23 protein-coding genes are annotated in these 24,242 nt (G+C 64.5%); 13 read left to right on the forward strand and 10 right to left on the reverse strand.

From position 1 onward, the window contains the following. The first annotated feature begins 96 nt into the window (after nucleotides 1–96). From pqqB to ACFRAU_RS08000, 9 genes are all read left to right on the forward strand, one after another. Complete coding sequence (pqqB, locus tag ACFRAU_RS07960; RefSeq protein WP_377999584.1) at nucleotides 97–990, forward strand: pyrroloquinoline quinone biosynthesis protein PqqB; 894 nt, start codon at nucleotides 97–99, stop codon at nucleotides 988–990. A gap of 9 nt (nucleotides 991–999) precedes the next feature. Then, the gene (gene pqqC, locus ACFRAU_RS07965) at nucleotides 1,000–1,692 is read left to right on the forward strand and encodes a pyrroloquinoline-quinone synthase PqqC (protein WP_377996209.1); all 693 of its coding nucleotides are present in this window, start codon (nucleotides 1,000–1,002) and stop codon (nucleotides 1,690–1,692) included. Continuing rightward, entirely contained in the window at nucleotides 1,679–1,957 is a 279-nt protein-coding gene (gene pqqD, locus ACFRAU_RS07970; protein WP_377999466.1) for a pyrroloquinoline quinone biosynthesis peptide chaperone PqqD, read from the forward strand. The genes pqqC and pqqD overlap by 14 nt, the downstream gene beginning before the upstream one ends. Beyond that, a complete protein-coding gene (pqqE, locus tag ACFRAU_RS07975; RefSeq protein ID WP_377996207.1) occupies nucleotides 1,950–3,131 on the forward strand; it encodes a pyrroloquinoline quinone biosynthesis protein PqqE in 1,182 nt (393 codons plus the stop codon). The genes pqqD and pqqE overlap by 8 nt, the downstream gene beginning before the upstream one ends. Beyond that, nucleotides 3,128–3,670: a manganese efflux pump MntP family protein gene (locus ACFRAU_RS07980; protein ID WP_377996206.1), complete on the forward strand. Its 543-nt coding sequence runs from the start codon at nucleotides 3,128–3,130 to the stop codon at nucleotides 3,668–3,670. Before pqqE ends, ACFRAU_RS07980 begins: the two co-directional genes overlap by 4 nt. A 572-nt stretch (nucleotides 3,671–4,242) precedes the next feature. Continuing rightward, nucleotides 4,243–4,458, forward strand: coding sequence for a hypothetical protein (locus ACFRAU_RS07985; RefSeq protein WP_377996205.1), 216 nt, complete (start codon nucleotides 4,243–4,245; stop codon nucleotides 4,456–4,458). A 117-nt stretch (nucleotides 4,459–4,575) separates the two neighbouring features. Then, a complete protein-coding gene (locus tag ACFRAU_RS07990) occupies nucleotides 4,576–6,135 on the forward strand; it encodes a catalase (protein WP_377999467.1) in 1,560 nt (519 codons plus the stop codon). A gap of 569 nt (nucleotides 6,136–6,704) precedes the next feature. Beyond that, nucleotides 6,705–8,111 (forward strand): LytTR family transcriptional regulator DNA-binding domain-containing protein, encoded by a 1,407-nt coding sequence (locus ACFRAU_RS07995; RefSeq protein WP_377996203.1) that lies wholly within the window; start codon nucleotides 6,705–6,707, stop codon nucleotides 8,109–8,111. Between the two features lie 83 nt (nucleotides 8,112–8,194). After that, entirely contained in the window at nucleotides 8,195–8,473 is a 279-nt protein-coding gene (locus ACFRAU_RS08000) for a hypothetical protein (protein WP_377999468.1), read from the forward strand. Between the two features lie 180 nt (nucleotides 8,474–8,653). Here ACFRAU_RS08000 and ACFRAU_RS08005 read toward each other — a convergent pair whose 3' ends face one another. The 6 genes from ACFRAU_RS08005 to ACFRAU_RS08030 form a co-directional block, all read right to left on the reverse strand. Further along, nucleotides 8,654–10,810 carry a glycogen debranching N-terminal domain-containing protein gene (locus tag ACFRAU_RS08005; protein WP_377999469.1) on the reverse strand — a complete coding sequence of 719 codons (2,157 nt, stop codon included), beginning with the start codon at nucleotides 10,808–10,810 and terminating at the stop codon, nucleotides 8,654–8,656. A 336-nt stretch (nucleotides 10,811–11,146) separates the two neighbouring features. Continuing rightward, nucleotides 11,147–12,595, reverse strand: a complete 1,449-nt coding sequence (locus ACFRAU_RS08010; RefSeq protein ID WP_377999470.1) for a sugar porter family MFS transporter — start codon at nucleotides 12,593–12,595, stop codon at nucleotides 11,147–11,149. A 25-nt stretch (nucleotides 12,596–12,620) separates the two neighbouring features. Continuing rightward, complete coding sequence (locus ACFRAU_RS08015; protein ID WP_377999471.1) at nucleotides 12,621–13,586, reverse strand: sugar phosphate isomerase/epimerase family protein; 966 nt, start codon at nucleotides 13,584–13,586, stop codon at nucleotides 12,621–12,623. A 148-nt stretch (nucleotides 13,587–13,734) separates the two neighbouring features. Beyond that, nucleotides 13,735–14,733, reverse strand: coding sequence for a LacI family DNA-binding transcriptional regulator (locus ACFRAU_RS08020; protein WP_377996198.1), 999 nt, complete (start codon nucleotides 14,731–14,733; stop codon nucleotides 13,735–13,737). Between the two features lie 116 nt (nucleotides 14,734–14,849). After that, nucleotides 14,850–15,761, reverse strand: coding sequence for an SMP-30/gluconolactonase/LRE family protein (locus tag ACFRAU_RS08025; protein ID WP_377999472.1), 912 nt, complete (start codon nucleotides 15,759–15,761; stop codon nucleotides 14,850–14,852). 412 nt (nucleotides 15,762–16,173) lie between these two features. Continuing rightward, entirely contained in the window at nucleotides 16,174–16,353 is a 180-nt protein-coding gene (locus tag ACFRAU_RS08030) for a hypothetical protein (protein WP_377996196.1), read from the reverse strand. A gap of 414 nt (nucleotides 16,354–16,767) precedes the next feature. Here ACFRAU_RS08030 and ACFRAU_RS08035 point away from each other — a divergent pair, with 414 nt between their 5' ends. The 3 genes from ACFRAU_RS08035 to ACFRAU_RS08045 all read left to right on the forward strand — a co-directional run bounded on the left by ACFRAU_RS08035 (nucleotide 16,768) and on the right by ACFRAU_RS08045 (nucleotide 19,154). Then, complete coding sequence (locus tag ACFRAU_RS08035) at nucleotides 16,768–17,112, forward strand: hypothetical protein (protein ID WP_377999473.1); 345 nt, start codon at nucleotides 16,768–16,770, stop codon at nucleotides 17,110–17,112. A gap of 130 nt (nucleotides 17,113–17,242) precedes the next feature. Continuing rightward, nucleotides 17,243–18,193: a cation diffusion facilitator family transporter gene (locus tag ACFRAU_RS08040; RefSeq protein WP_377996194.1), complete on the forward strand. Its 951-nt coding sequence runs from the start codon at nucleotides 17,243–17,245 to the stop codon at nucleotides 18,191–18,193. A gap of 148 nt (nucleotides 18,194–18,341) precedes the next feature. Then, entirely contained in the window at nucleotides 18,342–19,154 is an 813-nt protein-coding gene (locus ACFRAU_RS08045) for an SDR family NAD(P)-dependent oxidoreductase (protein ID WP_377999474.1), read from the forward strand. A gap of 85 nt (nucleotides 19,155–19,239) precedes the next feature. Here ACFRAU_RS08045 and ACFRAU_RS08050 read toward each other — a convergent pair whose 3' ends face one another. Next, nucleotides 19,240–20,064 carry an NADPH-dependent oxidoreductase gene (locus ACFRAU_RS08050; protein ID WP_377999475.1) on the reverse strand — a complete coding sequence of 275 codons (825 nt, stop codon included), beginning with the start codon at nucleotides 20,062–20,064 and terminating at the stop codon, nucleotides 19,240–19,242. 365 nt (nucleotides 20,065–20,429) lie between these two features. Between ACFRAU_RS08050 and ACFRAU_RS08055 the strand changes: the two genes are divergently transcribed. Continuing rightward, nucleotides 20,430–21,707, forward strand: a complete 1,278-nt coding sequence (locus tag ACFRAU_RS08055; RefSeq protein WP_377999476.1) for a flavin-containing monooxygenase — start codon at nucleotides 20,430–20,432, stop codon at nucleotides 21,705–21,707. Between the two features lie 242 nt (nucleotides 21,708–21,949). Here the strand turns inward: ACFRAU_RS08055 and ACFRAU_RS08060 are convergent, their stop codons facing one another. From ACFRAU_RS08060 to ACFRAU_RS08070, 3 genes are read right to left on the reverse strand one after another with little or no spacing between them, the layout of a single operon-like run. Then, nucleotides 21,950–23,122 carry a M20 family metallopeptidase gene (locus tag ACFRAU_RS08060; RefSeq protein WP_377999477.1) on the reverse strand — a complete coding sequence of 391 codons (1,173 nt, stop codon included), beginning with the start codon at nucleotides 23,120–23,122 and terminating at the stop codon, nucleotides 21,950–21,952. Continuing rightward, on the reverse strand, nucleotides 23,112–23,783 hold the full coding sequence (locus ACFRAU_RS08065; protein ID WP_377999478.1) for a DUF1028 domain-containing protein: 672 nt from the start codon (nucleotides 23,781–23,783) through the stop codon (nucleotides 23,112–23,114). Before ACFRAU_RS08065 ends, ACFRAU_RS08060 begins: the two co-directional genes overlap by 11 nt. Continuing rightward, nucleotides 23,780–24,202 (reverse strand): RidA family protein, encoded by a 423-nt coding sequence (locus ACFRAU_RS08070; RefSeq protein ID WP_377999479.1) that lies wholly within the window; start codon nucleotides 24,200–24,202, stop codon nucleotides 23,780–23,782. Before ACFRAU_RS08070 ends, ACFRAU_RS08065 begins: the two co-directional genes overlap by 4 nt. Nucleotides 24,203–24,242 lie beyond the last annotated feature (40 nt).

Genomic DNA, 24,242 nt, shown 5'->3' on the forward strand with positions numbered 1-24,242 from the left:
CCTTGGTGCAAACAAATTATACTAATGGGGGGGGGTCCCGGACCAACACCGGCCCCGCCCCCCCACCGGCCACACAGCGAAAGGATGTAACCGGTGATGCTCACGCGCATACTGGGATCGGCAGCCGGAGGAGGATTCCCCCAGTGGAACTGCGCGTGCCCACAGTGCCGGGCGGCACGGAGCGGCTCGCGACCCTGCGTCGCACGCTCCCAGTCGTCCATCGCGGTCAGCGCTGACCGGCAGCAGTGGTTCCTCTTCAACGCCTCACCCGACATCCAGTCACAAATAGAGTCCTTCGAGTCCCTGCATCCCGACGACGGCAGTGTGGCTCGGATGCAGGCCGTGCTGCTGACTGACGCCGAGCTTGACCACACGCTCGGCCTGCTCTTGTTGCGGGAGGGTCGCGGACTGGAGGTTCACGCGACGGAGTCGGTGTACGAGACCCTCACCTCGGGAACCGGGATACTGCGGACGCTCGAAGCGTACTGTCCGGTCACGTGGCGACCGGTGGTGCCCGGCACCGAGATGGTGCTAGGCCAGGGGCTGTCGTATCGCGCGTTCGACGTCCCCACCAGCAAGAAAATGCGCTTCCCGGGGGCTGCGGAGAACGGTCGGGTCGTGGGCTACCGCGTCACTGACACCGCCAGTCGTCGAAGCTTGGTCTACCTCCCTGGCGTGCAGCAGCTCACGCCCGACATCCTCGAGGAGCTGGCGGGCTGCTCCGCCTTGCTGGTCGACGGTACCTGCTGGCTCGACGACGAGATGCCCAGGCTCGGCCTGGCCAGCAAGACTTCGCGTGACATGGGACACGTACCGATCGATGGGCCGGGAGGCAGCCTTGAGCTGCTGTCGCCGCTACCCATCGATCGCAAGATCTACATCCATATCAACAACACCAATCCGATTTTGCTCGACGACTCGCCGGAACGACTCCACCTCGCCCGGCATGGCATGGAGGTCGCCGTGGACGGGCTGGAACTGGAAATCTAAGGAGCAACGATGACGGCAGTACTCACACCCGATGAACTCGAGGAGTCGCTCCGCGCGCACGCCAAGCAGTACCACAGCGAGCACCCCTTCCATCGTCGGATGAACCAGGGACAGTCCAGCCGCGAGGAGATCCGGGGGTGGGTGGCCAACCGCTTCTACTACCAAGTGAACATTCCCCGGAAGGACGGGGCGATCCTCAGCAGCTGCCCGGATAGTGAGGTACGGCGCCGCTGGGTCCAGCGGATCATTGACCACGACGGCACCACCGAGGGAACCGGCGGGATTGAGTCGTGGCTGCGTCTAGGTGAGGCCGTTGGCCTGACACGTGAGGAGCTCGAGGACTCACGGCACCTGCTCCCCGGTGTGCGATTCGCCGTCGACGCCTACGTCAACTTCACACGCACCCGTCCATGGGTGGAAGCGGTGGCATCCTCACTGACCGAGTTGTTTGCACCCGATCTCATGGCAGAGCGGCTCTCAGCATTCGAACGCCACTACACCTGGATCGACCCACAGGGGCTCGCCTATTTCCGGGCTCGCATTACCCAGGCGCCCCGCGACTCTGAGCACGGCCTTGAGATCGTGCGGAAATACTGTGTCACTCCAGAAACGCAGGCAGCGGCGGTGGCGGCACTGTCCTTCAAGTGCGACGTGCTGTGGAGCATGCTCGATTCGATTGACCAGGCTTATGGAAATCGTTAACGGGGCCGCCCGGCCGCGGTTGGCTCCACACGTGCGGATGGTCTTCAACGCCGCGCGCGGGGAATACGCGCTGCTCTCACCAGAGACGATTTTGGCCATCAACCCCACCGGCGCCGCGATCGTGGAGTTGTGCGACGCCAAGCGGACAGTCGCAGAGATCGAGGCCGAATTGCGCCGCCGATACGACCAGGTCGCCGACGGCGACGTTCAACGCTTCGTGACGGCCCTCGTCACCAAGCACGGCATGGAGGTAGACCATGGATAAGCCCTACGGGCTGCTCGCTGAGCTCACGTACTCCTGTCCACTGCAGTGCGGCTACTGCTCCAATCCCCTCCAGCTCGACGACTATCGTGACGAGCTGAGCACCGAGGAGTGGCAGCGAGTATTTGCCGAGGCTGCCGACCTGGGTGTGCTCCAGCTTCACCTCTCAGGCGGCGAGCCGCTGCAGCGCCACGACATCGTCGACCTGGTGCAGTGCGCCAACCAGTTGGGCCTGTACACCAACCTGATCACCAGCGGGCTCGGCCTATCCACCCGTCGAGCCGAGCAACTCCGCAAAGCAGGCCTCGACCACGTGCAGCTCAGCATCCAGGCCGATGAACAATCCCTGTCCGACGAGATCGCCGGCACCGTCTCGTTCGAGCGAAAGCACGTGGCCGCGCGGCTCATCAAACAGCTGGGATGGCCACTAACCCTCAACGTTGTGCTGCACCGGCAGAACATCGACCGGATCGGCGGCATCCTCGAGATGGCGCAGGCGATGGAGGCCGACCGTATAGAGCTGGCAAACACGCAGTATGCCGGCTGGGCAGGACCTAACCAGGCCGAGTTGCTCCCGACCAGCGACCAGCTGGAGCGAGCCGAGGCGTCGGTACGGGCGGCTCGAGATCGGTTCGGGGACCGGATGGAGATCATCTACGTCATGCCCGACTACTACAGCAAGTACCCCAAGCCCTGCATGGATGGCTGGGCGAGTCGCCAGTTCACCGTGGTGCCCAACGGCGAGGCCCTGCCCTGCCCGGCCGCCCATGAAGTCGCCCGCAGCCTTGAACTAGCCCCTGCCAGTGTCCGCGAGCACTCTCTGGAGTGGATCTGGGAGAAAGCACCACTGTTTCAGCAGTTCCGCGGCGACGCGTGGATGCCGGACCCGTGCCGCAGCTGCGATCGCAAGGACATCGACTTCGGCGGCTGTCGCTGCCAGGCCCTGGCGCTCACCGGCGACGCTGCCAGGACAGACCCGGTCTGTCACCTCTCGCCGGACCACGGACTGGTCGAGGCGGCGGTGGCGGCAGCAAACGACCCGATGCGGCCGCAGGCCGGCTCTGTGATTCCCCGCCAGCAGGCGGGCCGCACGAAACGGGCGATTGCCCCGACGCAGGGAAGGACGGGGAGGACGCCCGTCCCGCTGTCCGCCACCGTGTTGAAAGGAATATCATGATCGCCCTGATAGGACTCGGATTCGCCCTGGGCCTTGACAACTTTCGGACATCGATCGCACTCGGGGGACTCAAACCGACCTGGCGCCAGTCCATCAGGACTTCCCTGATTTTCGCCGCATGGGATGGCCTGGCACCGGTCGTTGGGCTGCTTATCGGTGAGTACTTGAGCACCAAGATCGAGGGCACGGCCGGGATGATCGGGGCGGTCGGCCTTGCCGGATACGGCCTGTGGGTAACCGTCAAGGCGCTCCGGTCACCGGAGAATGCCGACCTTGACTTGAAGACGGCCAGGCGATGGCTGCCCGTGCCGTTGAGCATCGACAACGTGGCTGCGGGTGCAACGCTTGGCCTCGCAGGCTATTCGCCGTGGATTGCACCCTTCCTTTTCGCCTTCACCACTTTCGTGATGGCGGTCGCTGGACACCAGATCGGCCGCACGGTCGCCAACTTCATCCCCCGCCTTCGTACGGACCTGCTGTCCGGACTCGCGCTCGTGGTGATGGCGGGCCTCATGGTCGCGGGCGTGGAAGCTGACTGATGATGCAGAACACCGACCTGCGCGACCGGGGAGAAGAAAGTGTGCGCCCACCGTGCTACCACTGTGGGGAGCCCTACACCTTGGGGGATGCCGGCCGGCACGCAGAGCCAGTCAGCTGCGATGTCTGTACGCGCTGCAAGATGATGCCCGCTTGCTACACGTGCCGGAACATGTACTGCCCCTGCGATGTGCACCAACACGGAAAGGCTTAGCTCCAGGATTAACGCCGACGCAGGCCGCACCGGTTCGTCTAAGGAATAGGACATGAATCAACAAACACAGGAACCCCCCGGGGGACGTACCAGACTACCCGACCAGCAGCCTGTCCCGGACTGGGCTTCTCTGCAGCCCGGCGACTGCGTTGAGGTCTCGCCCGTCGACTCGATCCTGTATGTGGCCTATGTGGACGACCGCTCAGACGACGGCGGACTCATATGGGTGGTCGAGAGCGGAACAGGGTGCCGTCGTCTGTTTGTTCGTGATGATCCCGTCATGCTGTATTCGATTCGATCTAAAACATTGCCCACCCCAACGTTGGTGGAGCCTACTCTCTCGGAAGGAAGCTGTTAATCATGCCTACTCACGCCACCGGGCATTTGGAAGTCCTCGTTACCGACCCCGGTCGATTGTACGATTTGCTCGACGATGCAGAGGCCGAACTCCGGCAGGTATTGTCGACCGAATGCTGCGCCGGCATCCTGGTCACCCGCCACAATCCTGGCCGGTACACTCTCACGCTCAGCGACGCGGTTCCCTTCGGAGAGACGCGCGAACAGATACTCTCGTGACCGCCGGCCGATGACCCCGCTGCCTGTCGAAGGTTAGTGGACAACAAAGTCTGGAACGGATTGTAGGACCGTCCTCTCCTCAAAAATCCAAGTCGCCGTCTAAGAAATAGGAGAATAATGACTGCCATTTCAACGACCCAGTCAGGTGCGCCGGTTACGTCCGATGCGCATTCGAAGGCTGTCGGTGCTGACGGCGCGATCATCCTCACGGATCACTACCTGGTGGAGAAGCTCGCCCAGTTCAACCGCGAGCGGGTTCCGGAGCGTGTGGTGCACGCCAAGGGCGGCGGCGCGTTCGGCACGTTCAAGGCCACCGAGGACGTCTCCAAGTACACCAAGGCGGCGTTCCTGCAGCCCGGTGTGGAGACCGAGATGCTGATCCGTTTCTCCTCGGTCGCGGGCGAGAACGGTTCCCCGGACACGTGGTGTGACCCGCGCGGTTTCGCGGTGAAGTTCTACACCTCCGAGGGCAACTACGACCTCGTGGGCAACAACACCCCGGTATTCTTCATCCGCGACGGCATCAAGTTCCCGGACTTCATCCACTCCCAGAAGCGCCTGCCCGGCACGCACCTGCGTGACGCGGACATGCAGTGGGACTTCTGGACCCTGTCCCCGGAGTCGGCACACCAGGTCACCTGGCTGATGGGTGACCGCGGCCTGCCGGCGTCCTGGCGTGAGATGCAGGGCTACGGCTCGCACACCTACCAGTGGATCAACGCCGAGGGCGAGCGGTTCTGGGTCAAGTACCACTTCCGCTCCAACCAGGGCGTGAACTCGATCACCGGCGAAGAGGCCGAGGCGCTGGCCGGCTCGGACGCGGACTTCTACATCCGCGACCTGCACGAGAACATCGAAGCCGGCAACCTGCCCTCCTGGGACCTGCACGTTCAGGTCATGCCGTACGAGGACGCCAAGACCTACCGGTTCAACCCGTTCGACCTGACCAAGGTCTGGCCGCACGCGGACTACCCGCTGATCAAGGTCGGCACCATGGAGCTGAACCGGAACCCGGAGAACTACTTCGCGCAGATCGAACAGGCCACCTTCGCGCCGTCGAACTTCGTGCCCGGCATCGCCGCGTCCCCGGACAAGATGCTCCAGGCCCGGATCTTCTCCTACGCTGACGCGCACCGCTACCGGGTGGGTACCAACCACGCCCAGATCCCGGTGAACCAGCCCAAGAACACGGTCAGCAACTACAGCCAGGACGGCGCCGGACGCTTCCTGTTCAACGCCCCGTCGGTTCCGGTCTACGCACCGAACACGTTCGGCGGCCCGGCCGCCGTTGAGCAGTCCCCGGCAGGCGGCTGGGAGAACGACGGCGAGCTCACGCACGCCGCGCACTCCCTGCACGCCGAGGACGGCGACTTCGTCCAGGCCGGTGCGCTGTACCGCGAGGTCTACAACGACGCCGAGAAGGCCCGCTTCCTGGACACCATCACCGGTGCCGTGGGCGGCGTGAAGCGCGCAGACATCAAGGAACGCGCCATCGCGTACTGGACCAGCGTTGACGCCGAACTCGGCGCCAAGCTCCGCGCCAACCTCGGCGCAGCACCCCTCTCCGACGCCGAAGCCGCCAACAAAATCGGCCCACGGCCATTACCAACCCCGTTCCTACACTTCTATCCGGGCTCGGCGTGGTGCTCTACTTGCACACCTTCTCCGATGAATTGAGCCGAAACATGAGAATTGGACCTCATCGAAGCCCACATGGACCGACGGGGGACCGGTGCCCGATCCGCCGGATGACCTCGCCAAGGTGGTCGGTGACGATGAGTACGTGATAGTCCATCCCGGGACGAAAAATATGCAACCTGAATGCAACCCTCCGAGGCATCTACTTGTGAAGTGGGTCACGGATGGGCGTCAGGCCAAGGGGTGGCAGGTCATCAAAGGAAAGAGGAATCATGCCCGAGATACCAAACCGCATTGCCGCCGGCCGCCAGACATGGTGAGCGGGGTTCAGCACTTGCCGTTGCACATGCGCAGGTGGGCGTTGTCCCTGGACTGCGCAGTCTCGAACGTTACCCATACCTCGGTGCTGAGCGCATCACCCTTGTTATCCCCCGCGAGTGCACGCTTGTGCGGACGGGGATTCGAAGCCAAGGTGGGGCCCCACGTTCGACGCCAAGGCCGTCGTCTCCGTGAAGACGGGCCTGGCCTGCAGCCGCCCCCAACACCGTTCACCACGCCGTTACGCGGAGGTTACTACCAGTTGTCGTCCAAGAATAAGGCGGTACCCAATGTCGGGTGATAAGCGACTCCAGCCGATATCCCGAGAGTCGGCCAAAGCCGAGGTCTACAGTGCGTGGGAACGTTTCGTGCAGGGTGAGGATGATGTGTATGGCGTGCGGCCAGAAGTGGCGATTTCTTGGCAGCGATCCCGGGACCAGTACCGGATCGACCCCTTCTTGACGGAGGTGCCAAACGCGCCGGTCTCGCAGGCCGCGTACTCCCTCGACCAGGATGTGGTCTTCGCGGAGTTGGGTTTTTGTGCTGCTGCCATGGCGCACGAAGTAGCCGACGCGGGAGGTGTTGTGACGATCGCCGACGCCGGCGGCAGGGTGCTGACCTCCTGGGGCGACAAGTACACCCGTTCGGTCGCCACTGCGGGCGGTCTCGCCCCGTGGTTCAGCTGGTCCGAGGGTGCGGTGGGCACGAACAGCATGGGCACTGCGCTCGTTGCCCGGCGTGCGGTCATGATCAGACAATCCGAGCACTGGGCGCAAGCTTTTCATGACTGGTCCTGCGCGGCGGTGGCGGTGCGGGACGTGGTGAGCAAGGAGCCGCTTGCCGTCCTGAATATTTCGTGTTGGCGCAGTGACCTGCCGCTATCAACGCGGCAGTGGCTGGAGAGGTCCGTCTCCCGCGCCCAGAACAGCTTGCGTTGGCGGGCCCACGACAGCGGCAGTGAGCTGCTTGCCGCCTACACCCACGCCCGGGGACGGTCTAAAGAGCCACTGGTCGCCGTCGACACGGCAGGTGCGGTAGTGATCGCCGACGACACGGCGAGTGTCATCCTCGGCGTGCCCAGCAACACCCCTGCCGTTGATGTTGTTGGGCGGTGGATTCCGCAGCTCCCGTCGTTCATTCATGCGGCCCGCTATGCGACCACGCGGGCGAACTCGGATCCGGGTTGGACCGGATCGACTCAAATCTTTACCCATCTAGCTGACGAACCATCATTGATCGGATTTCGCCCCGTCTTCCTTCATGGCAATCTGATCGGACACCTGATTTCCTTCGGGTCCTCTACCGGCGAACAGTTCCCGCAGGCAGAAACAGGCGGGGTTTTGCTGGGACAACCCCCTCGTCGCATTGTCGCTCTGCGCGAGGAGAACCGGATGGTGATGCTCCGGACGTCAGAGGTCACGGTGGCCGAAGCGGACGGCACCGGCGTTTGGCTGCACACGGACGAGGGCAAGCTGCGGGCTGCCGCAGCTGGCCTGGATAAACTCGAAACCGATTTGGCCGGCACCGGCAGTTTCCTGCGAGTTCACCGCCAGTATCTGGTCAACTTGAGCCGCATTCGGGAAGTCGAGCGTCGGGACAAGGGCGAACTGGTCCTGGTCATGGACGATCCGAAGAACACTATGGTGCCGGTATCCCGGCGGAACGTTCGCGCGGTACGTGGAACGCTGAGCATCTGAGGCTCGAGCGCCGATAATGAGCCTTCCGTCCCGCTTGATGTGCCCCGGCCCCTTCTCGCGACGCGTAAGGAATAATGCTTTCCATGACCAGCAGGGAGGTCGGTAAGAGGGAAGCCCAAAAGCCGGCCGCGCGCACAGCGTCACACGGTGGCGTCACCACCGGGCTGCCGGAAGCCACGACCGGCAGGGCAAGTCCCGCGAAAGCGGCGCTCGAGCCCGTACCGCCGGTGACACCGGTGGGGATGGGCAAGTCGACGCGGGGCGTGGAGCTCGAATCCATGGACGACATTGACGAGCGCCAGGTCGCGGCGTGGATGAAGCAAGTCGCGTCTGTGCCGGGTGTTGGGGGAAAGAAGCGTTGAGCCGGAGGCTCGCTGCTGACTTTGGGGGACGACGCCCGGACAGACTGGCGCGCCGGCGCTGCCCCGTGACCAGACGTCCATATCGGATCGGCTCGTCCTGATGGACGGCGGTGCACTGGCTGGACATAGGGGGCAGCCCTCATTTGCGGCTTCATCGACTGTTGGCTTGTGCGGGCCCGGCTAGGTCTTTCGGCGCGTCCGGGCACGTTCCACCAGGTCGGCCATCCAGGGGCGGGTTCCGCGGTGAAACACCATGCCCTCGGGCAGTCCCTGAATGCTCGCCTCCGAACCGGAAATGTCGATCGTGATGCGGCCGCCGGCCATGGGGGCATTCTTGATATGAAGGTCGCCGTACGATTTGGGAAGCACCGGATCCATCCAAAGGCCGCCGACGGAAACGTGCGGGTAGTAGCGCATCAAGTTGGTCACAAGGAATATCGGTGTCGTGGCCGCCCAGGCCTGCGGCGAGCACGCTGTGGGGTAGGGGACAGGCGCGGCGTAGCGCTTGCGGTCGAAGCCACAGAACAGTTCGGGTAGCCGTCCTTCCGAGTACTCGGCTGCCTCCAGCAGAGCCGTTGAGATCCGTTGCGCCTGTTCTACGAACCCATAGCGCAGTAGACCGGCCTGGATGACTGCATTGTCGTGGGGCCAGACAGAACCGTTGTGGTAGCTTGCGGGGTTGTAGGCGCCCATATTGCTTGCCAGGGTCCGCACTCCCCAGCCGCTGAACATCTCCGGGGACATCAGCCGTTCAACTACCAGTGGGGCCTTGTCCTGGTCGATGATTCCGTTCCACAGGCAGTGGCCCATGTTGGAAGCGCACGCATCAACCGGCCGCTTCTCGCGGTCAAGCGCGATGGCGTAGTAGCCGCGGTCGGGTAGCCAGAACTGTTCGTTGAACTGTTGCTTCAGTTGCGCCGCGCGATCCCGCAGCTCAGCGGCCAAAGCGTCATCGCCGGCGTCGTACGCCATCCAGGCCCTGGCCATGTAGGCGCCGTAGACATAACCCTGCACTTCACAAAGTGCGATGGGCGGATCGGCCATCCGTCCGTCCGCGAAGTTGACGCCATCCCAGGAGTCCTTCCAGCCCTGGTTAATCAGCCCGTCGTCGTTGAGGCGCGCATACTCGACAAACCCGTCACCGTCGCGGTCTCCATACTCCCGGATCCATTCCAGGGCCCGGTCCGCGTGGGGCATCAGTGCGGCCATTGTCTCTGCGGCAAAACCCCAGCGACCCACTTCACCGAGCACTATCAGAAACAGCGGCGTGGCGTCGACGCTGCCGTAGTAGGCTGACTTTCCGCCCAGGGCCAGTCCGCTGGAGACATCGAGTCTGACCTCGTGCAGGATCTTGCCGGGCTCCTCCTCGCTCATCGGGTGCACCAGGCTGCCCTGGCGGTCGGACAGCGTCTGGACGGTGCCAAGGGCCAAAGAAGGGTCCACGGGCATGGCCATGAGAGACGCCCACAGCGAGTCGCGGCCGAACAGCGCCATGAACCACGGCGCTCCGGCGGCCACCACGATCCGGTCCGGGTGCTCCGGATCCTCGATGCGAAGCGCGCCCAGGTCGTCATAGCTGCGCCGAAGGGTCCGTTCGATGGAGCGGTTGCCTATCTGCAGGACCGGAATCTTAGACACCCACTCCTGCCGGCGACGGTCACGCGGGGACATCTCACCCGCAGCAGAATGAACAAACGGCGACGCGGGGCCGGTGCCGTCGACGGCGGGCACCACACTCACGGTTGCACTCCACTGTCCGTGCGGCGGGACGACAGTCCGGTAGGTCAGCGCCTCCGGCGCCACCTCCGCGCCGGCGGCCGACACGACGACGGCCTTCCGTAGGTCCTGCCAGGCGCCGCGGATCGTCAGGGATTCGCCCTCCGCTGCGCGGGACTCGTCCCAGCGTCGCCGGATGCGTGCCTCCTTCACCTCGAAGAGGTCCGCGAAATCGGATTCAACGCTCAGGACAACCATGCACTCAGCGGCATCCGAAGAGAAGTTGCTGACGGTGATCTCCTCTACGATTCCCGTCCCCACCTCACGCAGGCGCTCCACGATCAGCGCGCTGTCTGCGTACCCGTCCGTGCGAGGAACCCGGCCGGCAAACAAGGCTCGGTATGGTTCTTTCGTTTCCGCCGCCAGCGGTTCCAGTGCCTGGCCATTGACGGTCAGATTCCACCCGGACAGGATACGGGTATCTTCATGGAAAACCCCGTGCGGGTATTCCGGATGGATATCCCCGTTTGCGGAGGAAATGCAGAAGGATGAACCCTCGACCAGAGTGACTGTCCCTGATCCCAGCGGCCCGGCAGCGGTGTCGGCATTCCATCCGGCCATTCCGGCTCCTTCAAAGGATTTCATTCGCGCTACCGACGCTACGCCCGTATGCCGCATGGTGCCAGCCCAAACAAAAGCGGTATTGGGCTCGAAGACACTGCTGGTGAGCCGGAGTATTTCAGGCCAGCGAATGCATGGTTTGGGCGCGTCCCGCAAATACGCTGAGCAAGCCGGGGGAGCGGCCTCATCCGGCGGTTGGTAGCTGACCTGGCGGCATCCTTGCCCGGCAGGAGGGGCCCGTCGCACAGGCCCCGGCAGTACTCCATGTCAACGGCGGTGCACCCCCGTTTCGGGGTGCACCGCCGCAGAGCGGGGAGAGGTGAGCTGTGATGTGACTCAGCGTCTGTGTTGGGTGAGGGGTATCTGCCCGGTGAACCGGAGGGTGAGTTCTTCTTCCACTTTTTCCAGCGTGCGGCCGGTGGTTTCCGGGATTGACCGAATGTAGAAGACCAGTGTTCCTATGTTGATCACGGCGAAGAGGAAGAACGTGGCCCCATGGATGGCGTTGATGAGGATGGGAAAGACCAGGGACACGATCGTGTTGGCGATCCACACGAAGGACACCGCGAGTCCGGTGGCGAAACCGCGGATGCGCAGCGGGAAGATCTCGGCGAGCAGCAGCCAGAAGATCGGGCCGATGCACGCCTGCATGAAGAACAGGAACGCCAGCATGCCTGCCAGTACAAGGTAGGAGCGCAGCGTTGATTCGGGCAGCAGGAAGAAGAAGCCGATGAGTGCCAGCGCGACCGTCAGGCCGGCCTGGCCGGTGATGATGATCGGCCGGCGTCCGACCCCTCTGTGCAGGAGGTAGATACCGAGCAGGGTCCCGATGACGGATACGACGCCGTTGCAGATGGTCGCTACGAGGGCTGCCTGGGTGTCCAGGCCTGTGGAGATGAGCACTGACGGTGCGAAGTACATGATGCTGTTGACGCCCGTTGTCTGGGAGAGGAATGCGATGGCGATTCCCAGCAGGACGAGTTTCCGGACCCAGGGAGTGCGAAGGTCGCGCAGGCTGCCCTGGCCGGTCTTTGCGTCCTGCTCCGCGGTGGCCTGCATTTCCCGGAGCTCGTCGTCGACGTTGTCCGACGGCCGCGTCCGGGTCAGTGACCTTCGGGCCTGGTCGATGCGCCCCTGGCTGACGAGCCATCGGGCTGATTCGGGGACGAGGAGCATGCCCAGCCAAAGCAGCACTGCCGGAAGGGATGCGAGCACGAGCATCCACCGCCAGACGTGTCCGTCGCCTGAAACTGAACCGAGAACGGCGTTCGAGCTGTAGGCGATGAGCTGGCCGGTCACGATCATCAGCTCGTTCACTGTGACGATCTGTCCTCGTCGTGAGGCCGGGGCGAGCTCGGCAAGGAACACCGGCACTGTGGCCGAGGCTCCGCCTACGGCCAGGCCCAGAACGAAGCGGGCAAGGATGATCATGGCGGTGTTCGGTGCCATCGCACATCCGATGGCACCGATGAAGAAGATCACCGCGAGCAGCATGATGTTGCGCTTGCGGCCCTGGCGGTCCGAGAGGCGACCGCCGAAAAGCGCTCCAAATGTTGCGCCGAAGACGAGGGCGGCAGCGACCAGGCCCTCCTCGGCGGGCGTGAGATCCAGTCCGCCCTCATTTCCGGGCAACGCCATGAAGGGGAGGGCGCCGCTGATAACGCCGGTGTCGTAACCGAACAGGAGGCCGCCGAGGGTTGCGATCGCGGTGATTAGCTCCAGTTTGGGGCCGGAAGGCGCCGCGGAGCCTGTCTTGCGGAGTGCGGGAGACGTCGTCGTCTGCATGTGCTGTCCTTTGGTGGGGGAGTGGTCAGATCCGGGCGGGGGCCCAGTCCGGGGCGTCGCGGAGAACCACGGATCGCAGGAGTTCGGCCGATTTGCGGACGCCCTCGCTCGAGTTCACAATGACGTCCTCGTGCTCGATGTTCAGGGGTCCGGTGTACCCGACGGCCTGCAGGGTGTAGACGAAGTCCGCCCAAAAGGCGGACCCGCCGGGGTGGCCGAGGCCGAGGGTGACGTAATTCCAGGAACGGTCCACGGTCCTGGCCGGCGGGAGGGTGTCGAGGATGCCGTTGACTGCCGTGTTGGGTCTTTCGATCCGGGCGTCCTTGGCGTGCACATGGAAGATCGACGGACCGAGCGCGCGGATGACTGCGAGGATGTCTGCGCCCATCCACATGAGGTGCGAAGGATCGAGGTTGGCACCCACAACATCGTCCCCAACAATGCCCTGGAGCCGCTTCAGGGTGGCCACGTTGAAGACGAGCTGCCGTCCGTGCATCTCAAGGGCCAGGCGCACGTTGAGGCGACGTGCGAAGGCAGCGAGCTCCACCCAGTAGGGCGTTGCGACGTCGGTCCACTGGTAGTCGAGGATCTCGAGTGTTTCCGGGGGCCAGGACGTGGTGATCCAGTTCGGTGATTTCTCACCACGGGCGCCGGGGAGCCCGGACATCAGCACCACAGTCGGCACGCCCATCTCAGAAGCCACCTTGATGGTGTCGCGCACCACCCGGTCATGCTCGGGCCCGGTCACCGGATGGAGCTGGTTGCCGTTTGCGTTCAGGGCGCTCAGCGTGAGGCCCCGCGAATGGATGGCATCAGCGAGGGCGTTGCGTGCGGTGGCACTGGAGGCGAGGCCCTCGAGGTTTGCGTGCGGGGATTCGGACCAGTTGCCGGTGGCGATTTCCACGGTGTCCAGGCCTAATTCGGCGGCAGTGTCGAGCACTTGCTCCAGGGGACGGGACCCGAGCGAGTCGGTGATCAGGCCGAGCTGCATGAGCGTTCCTTTCGTACGTCGTAGGGCGTGGGTCTAAAGGTTTAGATCCAACAACTTCAAATCTGATCTAAACCTTTAGATTTCTCAGCTTAGGCTTAATGTCCTGACATTACAACAAGTGCCTTGAAAGAATCCGGCTGGAGCGACGCTAGGCCGTCTGGCCGCGCACGAACTCAACGGGCAGGACGATCTCCCGGTGCTCGTCCGCTGGCTTCGAGATGAGGTCGATAACTGCATTGGCTATCTGCTCCAGCGGTTGGCGCACTGTGGTCAGCCGCGGGGTGATCATCTGCCCCCAGCCGATGCCGTCGAAGCCACAGATCGCGATGTCTTCGGGCACCCGGACGCCGGCGCGCTGCAGCTCGAACAGAACCTGGATGGCCAGGAAGTCATTGCCGGCAAAGTAGGCGTCGATGGTCCTGTCTTTGAGCAGCAGTTCGGCCGCGACGGCACCGGCGTCGGAGGTGCGGATCTCACCGAAAGCTGCGTGCGCCACCTCGAGGCCAACCTTGGCGGCTTCGTCGACGAAGCCGGCGCTGCGGCTTTGCGACGTCGGCAGGCCCTGCGGCGGGCCGGTAACCAGCGCCCGCCGGCGTCCGAGCGAACGGAAGTGCCGCGCCACCATGCGTGCTCCCGCATCATTGTCCACAGATACCGCGCCGAGGCCGGCGTGGGAAGTGATCTCATCGACGATCACAATCGGCGGCCCCGAGTCGAAACGGGACTCGACTTCAAGCACGGCGTCGCTCGTCATCGGGACGTAGATAATCCCGTCCGGAACTTCGTCGAATACGGTGTTGAGATAGGACACCTCGCGGGCGCGGTCCAGTTGGCAGTTCATCAGCGAGAGCATCCAGCCCCGGCTGCTTGCCGCATTCTCGATGGCTGCGACCAGTTCGGCATAGAACGGGTTGGTGACATCGGGCACGACGGCCGACAGCGATCGTGAGGCACCGCGGCGCAACGCGCGGGCATGCCGGTTCCGCTGGTAGCCCAGCCGGCGGACCACTTCGAGGACCCGCTCACGCGTGCCATCCGCCACCGGTTGCTTTCCCGCCAGAACAAAGCTGACTGTAGCCGTCGAAACGCCCGCCTCGCGGGCTACGTCAATGATTCCTACACGCTTCGCGTTCTCATGAATAGCCACTGTGAAGTGATCATATCGGCTTCCCTGTTATTGGCACCGCCGACTCCGACACGCAACGGATACTCGCACGGTTTCAGTGCGGTGTGTAAGCGAAAGTTGCTATCCCCATTTGCTGGCTAGTTCTGTGCGCGCGGACCGGATCCACCAGTTGGGTTCGTCCTTTGAGCGGCGTCGCGTGTGCTGGTGCGAATCCGGTAGAGGCTGGTGGTCGCGGTGATGTAGAGATCGTGGCCGTCCAGGCCGCCGAAGCAGAGGTTTGACACCCTCTCGGGCAGGGGAACGGTGGCAAGGAGCTCTGCGGACGGGGAGTAGACCTGCACCGAGGGACCGGCCGAGGTCCAAATCCTGCCTTCCAGGTCCACGCGGAGGCCGTCGGCCGGGCGGTCGTCGTCGAACTCAATGAAGCTGCGGCGATGGCTGCAGGCCCCGTTGGTGACGTCGTAAGCTTCGATCCTCAGCGGCACGCCATGGCTGGGACCGGCGGTGTCCGCGACATACAGTACGGATTCATCGGGGGAAAAAGCGAGACCGTTCGGGTGGACCAGGTCTTTGATCACGTCAGTGAGCGTGTCGGTCGCCGGCTCATAGCGGAAGACGTAGCAGCCGCCGTACTCTTGCACGCCCTCGTGCCCCTCCACGGTGCCGGGCAGGATCCCGTACGGCGGGTCAGTGAACCAGATCGTCCCGTCCCTGGCGGTCACCACATCGTTGGGCGAGTTCAGCCGCCTGCCCCGGAAGGAATCGACCAGAGCCGTCACAGTACCTTCACGGTCGCGCTCAACCCGGCGCTGTCCGTGGCTGCACTGTACAACGCTCCCGTCGGCGTCCAGGGTCCGGCCGTTGGTGAACTCGACTGCCGTTGCGTACTCGCGGGTCATACCCGTGGCGGGGTGGAACTCGAGGATGCGGTCGTTGGGTATGTCGCTCCAGCGCACGGTCTGGGATGAGGGCACCCACACCGGGCCCTCGGCCCACACGGTGCCGGTGAAAAGCCGCTCCAGATGGCCAGTCATCAGTTCCGAACCCATACAGTTTCCTCCTTTGGTCTATCCAGTTTCCCTGCCAGTCGTGAAGGATCCGGCCACGGCGCGCACACGTGCTGATTTTCTCCAGCCATCGCGTGAAAAGGTCCATTCGCCGGGTTCCGGTTCGAGGGGCTGCGGCTGCGTCCAGTGCGTCGTCGACGACGATGAGGCAGTTTTCCCGGGCCTGCGGCCAGGGGTGTGGAGTGGTGCTCACCAAACGCGGCTGGAGAGCGTGAAGAAAAGCGACCTGCGCAGCCGGGTGGCGGTCGGCCGCCGGAATCAGGTAGGGACTACTCGTGCAGGAGGGGCGGGGCCGGGTGTTGACTTGGTTTCGGGCCGGCGGCGACGAGTGCCTCTGAGACCGGGCATCTCCCCCCAGCCGCCGCCGGCCTCCATCACGCTTGGGCCAGCATCCTCAGATGAAGGGATACACCGGGAAGATCTCGGGGAAGTCCAGCTGGCTCGTGGGCCGGCAGGGTGCTTCCTCGTGGCCGGCCGACGAGGGGCCGGTGTCTTGGTGGGCGAGCGGGAAGAGCTGGAACGCGGGCGGTATCTGTTCAGTGAGGTCATTGCTGGTCGCTGACTGGTCTGGCATTCCTGGACCCCTTTGCTCCCGCCGGAACTCAACCCGGCCCCCTGACTGAATGCGCCCCGCGATGAGGCACTGTTGACCGCTCTGACAAACCCGGGACCACAACGCCCGGATCCGCTGCATGTTGCCAGTCTTCCTGCCGTCCCTCAATGGCCGATCCGGCTTGCCGCAAATTTTGATCAAGAACCCTGAAGGTGAGCACGTCACCCAGTGACCGGAGTCAATGCTCGATGTCCCTTGGATGAGGACGGATCCCCCCGTGGCTTCCAAGGTCCGTCGGGAAATCACCGTCAGCTGCCGCAAGAATCTGGAGGACAGACAAGGTGGATCCTCTTGCAGACCGGGGATCACCGGCAACACGCCGGTGTGTACGGCCGCATGAGCCGGGCGTACCGGTGCTGGCGAAAGGCACCACCGATGACGCTCCTTCAACTCCAGCCACCCGTCAATTCCTGGCAGTGGGACGCCCAGTTCCAACCAGGTCCGGTGTGCGCAGTTCCGCAGCCAACGCCGACGACCCCTGCACACCCGGCCCCTCGGATCAGCCTCCTGCAGTTCCAGCTCAAGCGCCTGATCGACGACCTACTCGCCCAGCCGGACCTCGACGTGGAAACCCGCATCGGCTTGCTCGTGCACGTGGCTGAGAACCCTGGGCGTCCCGAGCACGCCCTGCTCGCCCACCTCCGCGACCTCCTGGACGCGGAGGACCTCCCACCGTACGAAGCCTGCCGTAGGCCCGGGTCACGCACTGCCGGTTCATAGTCGGCCGTTCCTGCTGCGGGGTCCCCGGGGCCCGGTGATGCAGCCGTGGAATGCAAATGCAGATATGAGTGCAGAGGGTTCCGTCGCGGGCCTCCTCCCGACGCCGCTTAAGGTTGGGTACGGTATCCCCATGGCGGCATCCGAGAAGCGAGAAGACTCCGGCTCCACACTGCTGACTGTAATCATCGCCTTTACGGCGAACGCCCTCGTTGCCGCGGCCAAGTCCGTGGCAGCCTTCCTCACCGGGTCTGCCTCCATGACCGCAGAAGCCGCGCACTCGTGGGCAGACACCGGCAACCAGGTGTTCCTCTTCATGGCGGAACGACGCTCCCGACGCCCGCGGGACGAGAGCCATCCGATGGGCTACGGGCGGGAAGCCTATGTCTGGTCGATGTTCGCGGCTTTCGGGCTCTTCACCGCAGGGGCGGTGGTGTCCATCATGCACGGCATCCAGCAGATCATCACGCCGGAACCCGCGTCCGACTACCTGGTGGCATACGTGGTCCTGGCCGTGGCCTTTGTGCTCGAAGGAGTGTCCTTTGTCCAGGCTTTCCGCCAGACCCGGGAAGCAGCCCAAGAGCTGGAACGGCACACCTTGGAGCAGGTCCTGATCAGCTCCGATCCCACCTTGCGCGCCGTATTTGCCGAGGATGCTGCCGCGCTCGTCGGCCTGGTGGTCGCGTTTGCGGGCGTGTTCCTGCACCAGGTCACCGGTTCGCCTTTGCCGGACGCCGTGGGCTCGATAACCGTCGGCGTTCTGCTGGCGGTTGTTGCAGTTGTGCTGATCGACCGCAACCGGCGCTTCCTGGTGGGCCAGGGAGTAACCCCGGACATCGAACGTTCCATGGCCCGGCGGCTGCTCGAACACCGGGACGTTGCCCGGCTCACCTACCTTCACCTGGAGTTCGTCGGCCCCCGCAAGCTGTACCTCGTCGCGGCCGTGGACCTGCAGGGCGACCACCCGGAACACGAAGTAGCGGTGGCCCTGCGCCGGATTGAGCGCGAGCTGGAGGACCACGAAACGGTGGAGGAAGCCGTGCTGACGCTGGCGACTCCGGATGAAACCGCCTTGCGCTTCTAACGTTTTCCGAAGTGTTGTCAGTACCCCCAGAGAAGCGATGAGCGGCAGAAGGGGCTGGGAGTGCCTTGCAAGCCTGCCTGCGGTGGCCCCCGGCGGCGCCCCGGCCTATCATGGGCCGCGGAACCAGAGATCAGCGGGGCTACCAGGCATGAGCAACCATCTACGCAACGAGGAAACGCCACCTGCACACGTGGCGCTGGTGACAGGTGCGAGCCGGGGCGTCGGCCGGGGCGTCGCCCTCAGCTTGCTGGCGTCGGGGTTTCGCGTTTACGGTTCCGGCCGGTCTATCGAGCAGGCCGACCTGCCGCAGGAGATACGGCGCCAGCGCTGCGACCATCTCAACGACGACGAGACGGCGGGAGTGTTTGACGTGATCCGGTCCGGGAGCAGCGGCCTGGACCTCCTCGTCAACTGCGCCTGGGGCGGCTACGAGAAGATGGTCGAGGACGGGAAATTCACGTGGGCTGCGCCGTTCTGGGAGCAGCCGGCCCACCGCTGGACCGGGATGATGGACGCCGGCGTGCGCGCGGCGTTCGTGTGTTCGGCCCAGGCGGCGCGGATGATGACGCCGCGGCGCCGCGGCCTGATCGTCAACATCAGCTTCTGGGCGGCGCAGCGCCACCTCGGTAACACGATCTATGGCATCGCCAAGGCGGCCACCGACAAGATGACCTCCGACATGGCCGTGGAACTGCAGCCCTTCGGCATTCCCGTCATCTCGCTCTATCCCGGCCTGGTTCGAACCGAATCGGTCCTGGAAGCGGCGAAAAGCGGTGTGTTCGACGTCGCGACCAGCGAAAGCCCCGAGTTCATCGGCCGTGTGATCAACGCGCTGTTCCACGATCCGAACCTCCTGGCGCGGACCGGGCAGGTGCTCGTTGCCGCAGCCGTCGCGAAAGAGCTCGGCATCGTCGACGTCGACGGGACCTCACCGCCGGCGCTGTCACTGGCAGACATCTGAGAAGGGCCCACGCCCCCGGTGGCAACGTCACGCGTCGCATGCTGTCGCCCGTCGGAGGCGTGGGGCCGTCAGAGCGAGGTCGCGGTCAGCGTGACGGGAGCCCGCGGCGTCCGAGCGCGTCGCGCATGCGGTCGCGTCCGTGAAGGCTGGCCCGGTCGCGAACGCGCTGCAGCACGGTGCTAATCCATCCCCGCGGTTCGCCTTGGGATTCGTAGTAGGCAGACAGCGTCGCATCGTATTTGGCGACGGATTCCTCGCTGGGCCGTGTGTAGCGTTCGCGGTGCCGGACCACGTCCTGCGGGAGCCTCGGTTTGATTCCGCCTGGCGCGGTGGGGTCGGGATGCCCGACCGCGAGTCCGACAACCGGAAAGGCGCCGGGCGGTAGCTCAAGAACGCCTGAGAGTTCCTCCGCGTGGTTGCGCACGGCGCCTACGTAGACGGTTCCGAGCCCGAGCGACTCGGCTGCGATGACTGTGTTCTGTGCGGCGAGGGCTGCGTCGACGAATGCAACCAGCGTGGTTTCCATGAAGTCGATGCCCGCGGTCCGGGCTTCCTGCCGCTCCGCGATGAGCCGATTGCGGGCCCAGTCGGCGACGAAGACGAGGAAGACGGGCGCCTGGCGAATGAAGTCCTGGTCACCTGACAGGAGGGCGATCCTGTCCTTGTGGGCTGGGTCCCGCACCTCGATGACGCTCCAGGATTGAAGATTGGATGAGGTGGCAGCCGACTGGCCAGCGGCGATGAGTGTGGAGACTGTGTGTTCGTCGACCGGGGCGTCAGTGAAGCTCCGGACGGACCGGTGGCGGTACAGAAGTGCCACAGTCTCGTTAGCCGGCACCGGATAGGCAGAGTCGTCGGAATCACCGTAACGGGCCGCGACCAAGCCGTCGACGGGTGTTGCGAATGTCATTTGACCTCCAGGGCAGTCGTGTCCGCGCCGCAGTCGAAGACCGGGGCGCCTTTGTATTCTGCACCAACGTGTCCGGCATCCTCACCAGCCGTTCCGCACCGCTACGTCCGGCGACGCCGCATGAACCCGTGACGGCAAGAACGCATCAGAATTTCAGATGTGATTGCCCTGTTTTATGAGCTATGCAGATGCACTTGCCTCAAGTGAAAATGGATCAACCGTCACTTGTGAGGGCCACAGCGGCCGAGATTCCAGCCGGAACTCCCAAAGACGGGATCGGCTGCGTGCGCGACTTTCAATGTCGTCCGCGTGGGGGAACCGCATGGAGGAGCGCTGGGGCAATTTGCTGAAATTAGGAGATCGACATGATTAGCCAAGAGGTTGAGGTCCTCATCGTAGGCGCAGGTCAAGCCGGGGTTGCGATGAGCGAGCATCTGAGCGAACGCGGGATATCGCATCTGGTCCTGGAGCGGCACCGTATCGCCGAGCGCTGGCGCACCATGCGGTGGGACTCCCTGGTTGCGAACGGTCCGGCCTGGCATGACCGCTTTCCGGGCTTGGAATTCGCGGACATTGAGCCGGGGGTGTTTCCGTCAAAGGAGCAGGTGGCTGACTACTTCGTTGCCTATGCAGAGAAGATTGGTGCACCGATCCGCTGCGGCGTGGAGGTGACATCCGTGCGCAGGAAAGTCGGCGCACCCGGATTCCATGTGGAGACATCGGACGGGAACTTCGACGCACGCTACGTCGTGGCAGCAACGGGGCCGTTCCAGCGGCCGGTGATTCCCGCCGTCGTTCCCGAAGCTGCCGACCCCGTGCAGATCCACTCCAGCTCGTACCGGAACCCGGCACAGCTTCCGGATGGGGCCGTTCTCGTCGTCGGGGCCGGGTCCTCTGGTGTGCAAATTGCCGCCGAAATCCAGCGCTCGGGCCGGCAGGTCTTCCTCTCGGTCGGTCCGCACGACCGTCCCCCGCGGAGCTACCGCGGACGGGACTTTTGCTGGTGGCTCGGGGTGCTTGGCATGTGGGACGCTTCCACCCCGGCGGCGGGCGGAGAGCACGTCACGATCGCGGTGAGCGGTGCAGACGGCGGCCACACTGTCGACTTTCGCGCCCTCGCCGAGAGCGGCATCAAGCTCGTGGGCCGGACCGAGGCGTTCGAGGACGGAACCATGCGCTTCGCCGAGGATCTCCGTACCAACATCGCGAACGGCGACGCTCACTACCTGGAGCTTCTCGATGAAGCTGACGCGTACATCGAGCGCAACGGCCTCGACCTCCCCGAGGAGCCCGAAGCCCGCACCCTGGGGCCCGATCCGGAGAGCGTCACGGATCCGATTCTCGAACTCGACCTCGCTGGCGCAGGTGTTGCCTCGATCGTTTGGGCCACCGGCTTCGCCGTCGACTACAGCTGGCTGAAGGTGGACGCCTTCGACGCGAAGGGCAAGCCGCGGCAGCAACGCGGAGTCTCGACCGAGCCTGGCGTCTACTTCCTGGGGCTGCCGTGGCAGTCACGCCGCGGATCCAGCTTCATTTGGGGCGTATGGCATGACGCCAAGTACGTCGCTGACCAGATTGCCATCCAGCGGAGCTACCTGGCCCACAACGACCAGCACGCCCTGGTGGCGAGCGGCGCGGTGTGATGGGGAGCGGTGTGATGGGGCCGGGATAGGGCGAACCAGCACAACGAACGGCAAAGGGGACCATGCCACGGTGGCATGGTCCCCTTTCGCTGTGCCCGCTGCTGCTCCGCGCGGGGATACCGGCCCGGCAAGACCCCGGTATAGAGGGAGTCCAGCAGGAAGAGGCAACAGGAAGGGGCCCGTTGCATGGAGCACAGCCCATGCAACGGGCCCCTATAAGACGGGCCCCTAGAAAAGTCTGGCTACTCCGCCAGGAAGTCCAGCGCAGTGAGCGCCAGAGCCGCAGCGCCGTCGTGGATGGCAAGATTGGCTGCCTCGCCCACGCAATGGGCCGCGAACTCCGGTTGGTGGTTGGCTGCAGGGAAGCAGCCGAGCCCTATGTAGGGGTGGATGGCCGGGACCACCTGGGAAACATTGCCCATGTCAGTGGAGGCCCGGTTCATGGTCGCTTGCTCCGGCGGCGCGTTGAAGTCCCTGCCCAGGGATTCTGCATTCCTGACGTACAGCTCCAGCGCCCGCAGGTCCGTGCGGAACTCCGAATAGGGTTCCGATTCCGGGACAACTGTTAGCTCGCAGCCGGACGCCAGGGCCCCGGCTTCGAAGCAGCGATGGACCCGTTCTTCGAGCTTGCCCAGCTGGGCGAGTGAGTCAGCACGGACATACCAGCGGCCTTCGGTCGTCTCGGGTATGGCGTTGGGGGCTTCACCGCCCCGCGTTTGGATCCCATGGACGCGCGTACCGGCAGGCAGCTGCTGGCGGAGGAGACCCAGGGCGACCTGGGCAACGATGAAGGCGTCGTTGGCATTCACGCCCTGGTCCGGATATGCCGCGGCGTGAGCTGATTTACCCCGGTACTCCACGTGGTTGTGCGCCACAGCGTAGGGACGGGCCTCGGCTGAGTCGACAGGGCTGGGGTGCGCCATCATGGCCAGATCCAACCCATGGAACGCGCCCTTCTTGAGCAGCTCGATCTTTCCACCGCCGCCTTCTTCCGCGGGCGTTCCGTAAAGTTCCACGGTCAGGTCCCGCTCGGCAGCAAATTGCGCGAGGGCAACAGCAGCGCCGCACGAGACGGCCGTGATGATGTTGTGGCCGCATGCGTGCCCGAGGCCCGGAAGGGCGTCGTACTCGGCCATGAGCCCGATGCGCCGCGCGCCGTTTCCGATGACGGCCCGGATGGCGGTGGGGAAACCCAAATACTCCTTTTCCACCTCGAAGCCATGCGCCGCCAGGTAGTCAGCGGTCCAGCCGGCGGCGCGGTGTTCCTGCCAGCCAAGCTCCGGGTTGGCATGGAGGGTCTCCGAGAGTCGAATCAGGGAAGGCTGCTGGGCGGTCACGGCCTCCAGCACCCGGGCGCGCTGACCGCGCTCATCGCGCTGAACAGCCGGACTCACCGCGGCCGGTTCAGCGCTCATCGCCGGCCACTCCGTAGCTGACCGAAGATGCGGGGTCGAGCCCGCGAATCACATAGTCCTGCCGCTGCGGAAGCCACACTTGCAGCAGATCTTCAAGCGCAGGAATCGGGTCCTCATGCCAGTCCACACGCAGGTCCGTGTCCCGCCATCCATGGCCGGAGACCACCGAGATGCCGGCCGAGTGAACGGACCCCGCCTCACCGCCGGCTGCCTCGGCCGCACGAAGGGCAGCCATGAGCCGCAGTTCCAGTTCCCCTGGCGTGGCTTCAAAAGCGTCGCACAGGGCCTGGGCAACACCGGGATGGGCGAGCATGTTGCCGGCGGCCACACTGTTCGGTCCACGGCCCTCGCCGGACACGCCGAGGGTATGATCTCCACTGAACACCGCGGATCCGCCTTTGGCGTCCAGGACCACCAGCTGCCGGTAGTCCACCGCAGGTGATTCACGCACGACGGCGTCAATCGCCTCTTGCGCGGAATAGCCCGCCTGGAGCCGGTCAAGCAGGGCACAGCCGAGCCGGGGATCAGTGATGTTCTGGGAGCTGACTGCGCCGACGCCGTCGCGCAGGTGCGCGCAGCGTGCGGCGACTGCGGGCGAGGACGAGGAGACAGCGATGCCAAACCTGCCCTGCCCGTCCGTGGCAGCGATGCTGAAGGTCACGCCTGCCCCTTAGTGGAGAGCACTGCCGTGGCGTCAATTTCCACGAGCCATTCGGGCCGTGCCAGCGCCTGGACAACGATCCCGGTTGATACCGGAAACACGCCCTTGAGCCATCGGCCCATGGTCCGGTAGACCGTTTCCCGGTAGCGCGGGTCGACGAGGTAGACGGTCACCTTGACGATGTCTTCGAGGCTGCTGCCGGCCTCCTTGAGCAGCATGTCAATGTTGGCCATCGCCTTTTCCGTCTGGGCTTCGACGTCGCCGATACCGACCGACTCCCGTGTCTCCAGATCCTGCCCAATTTGGCCCCGAAGGTAGACCACGCCGTTGGCCACCACCGCCTGGCAGAGATCATTGTCCAGGTTCTGCTCGGGGTAGGTGTCTTTCGTATTAAACGTACGGATACGCTGGTGCTTCACGTGGCTGCTGCCTTTCAGTCCTGTTTCTGGCGGATGCTCG

The sequence above is a fragment of the Arthrobacter sp. NPDC056691 genome (assembly GCF_042791415.1).
GTDB lineage: Bacteria > Actinomycetota > Actinomycetes > Actinomycetales > Micrococcaceae > Arthrobacter.

Excerpts from the sequence above, each read along its gene's own strand:
- pqqB (WP_377999584.1), top strand. The coding sequence starts at position 97 with ATGCTCACGCGCATACTGGGATCGGCAGCCGGAGGAGGATTCCCCCAG.
- pqqC (WP_377996209.1), top strand. The coding sequence starts at position 1,000 with ATGACGGCAGTACTCACACCCGATGAACTCGAGGAGTCGCTCCGCGCG.
- pqqD (WP_377999466.1), top strand. The coding sequence starts at position 1,679 with ATGGAAATCGTTAACGGGGCCGCCCGGCCGCGGTTGGCTCCACACGTG.
- pqqE (WP_377996207.1), top strand. The coding sequence starts at position 1,950 with ATGGATAAGCCCTACGGGCTGCTCGCTGAGCTCACGTACTCCTGTCCA.
- ACFRAU_RS07980 (WP_377996206.1), top strand. The coding sequence starts at position 3,128 with ATGATCGCCCTGATAGGACTCGGATTCGCCCTGGGCCTTGACAACTTT.
- ACFRAU_RS07985 (WP_377996205.1), top strand. The coding sequence starts at position 4,243 with ATGCCTACTCACGCCACCGGGCATTTGGAAGTCCTCGTTACCGACCCC.
- ACFRAU_RS07990 (WP_377999467.1), top strand. The coding sequence starts at position 4,576 with ATGACTGCCATTTCAACGACCCAGTCAGGTGCGCCGGTTACGTCCGAT.
- ACFRAU_RS07995 (WP_377996203.1), top strand. The coding sequence starts at position 6,705 with ATGTCGGGTGATAAGCGACTCCAGCCGATATCCCGAGAGTCGGCCAAA.
- ACFRAU_RS08000 (WP_377999468.1), top strand. The coding sequence starts at position 8,195 with ATGACCAGCAGGGAGGTCGGTAAGAGGGAAGCCCAAAAGCCGGCCGCG.
- ACFRAU_RS08005 (WP_377999469.1), bottom strand. The coding sequence starts at position 10,810 with ATGGCCGGATGGAATGCCGACACCGCTGCCGGGCCGCTGGGATCAGGG.
- ACFRAU_RS08010 (WP_377999470.1), bottom strand. The coding sequence starts at position 12,595 with ATGCAGACGACGACGTCTCCCGCACTCCGCAAGACAGGCTCCGCGGCG.
- ACFRAU_RS08015 (WP_377999471.1), bottom strand. The coding sequence starts at position 13,586 with ATGCAGCTCGGCCTGATCACCGACTCGCTCGGGTCCCGTCCCCTGGAG.
- ACFRAU_RS08025 (WP_377999472.1), bottom strand. The coding sequence starts at position 15,761 with ATGGGTTCGGAACTGATGACTGGCCATCTGGAGCGGCTTTTCACCGGC.
- ACFRAU_RS08030 (WP_377996196.1), bottom strand. The coding sequence starts at position 16,353 with ATGCCAGACCAGTCAGCGACCAGCAATGACCTCACTGAACAGATACCG.
- ACFRAU_RS08035 (WP_377999473.1), top strand. The coding sequence starts at position 16,768 with ATGACGCTCCTTCAACTCCAGCCACCCGTCAATTCCTGGCAGTGGGAC.
- ACFRAU_RS08040 (WP_377996194.1), top strand. The coding sequence starts at position 17,243 with ATGGCGGCATCCGAGAAGCGAGAAGACTCCGGCTCCACACTGCTGACT.
- ACFRAU_RS08045 (WP_377999474.1), top strand. The coding sequence starts at position 18,342 with ATGAGCAACCATCTACGCAACGAGGAAACGCCACCTGCACACGTGGCG.
- ACFRAU_RS08050 (WP_377999475.1), bottom strand. The coding sequence starts at position 20,064 with ATGACATTCGCAACACCCGTCGACGGCTTGGTCGCGGCCCGTTACGGT.
- ACFRAU_RS08055 (WP_377999476.1), top strand. The coding sequence starts at position 20,430 with ATGATTAGCCAAGAGGTTGAGGTCCTCATCGTAGGCGCAGGTCAAGCC.
- ACFRAU_RS08060 (WP_377999477.1), bottom strand. The coding sequence starts at position 23,122 with ATGAGCGCTGAACCGGCCGCGGTGAGTCCGGCTGTTCAGCGCGATGAG.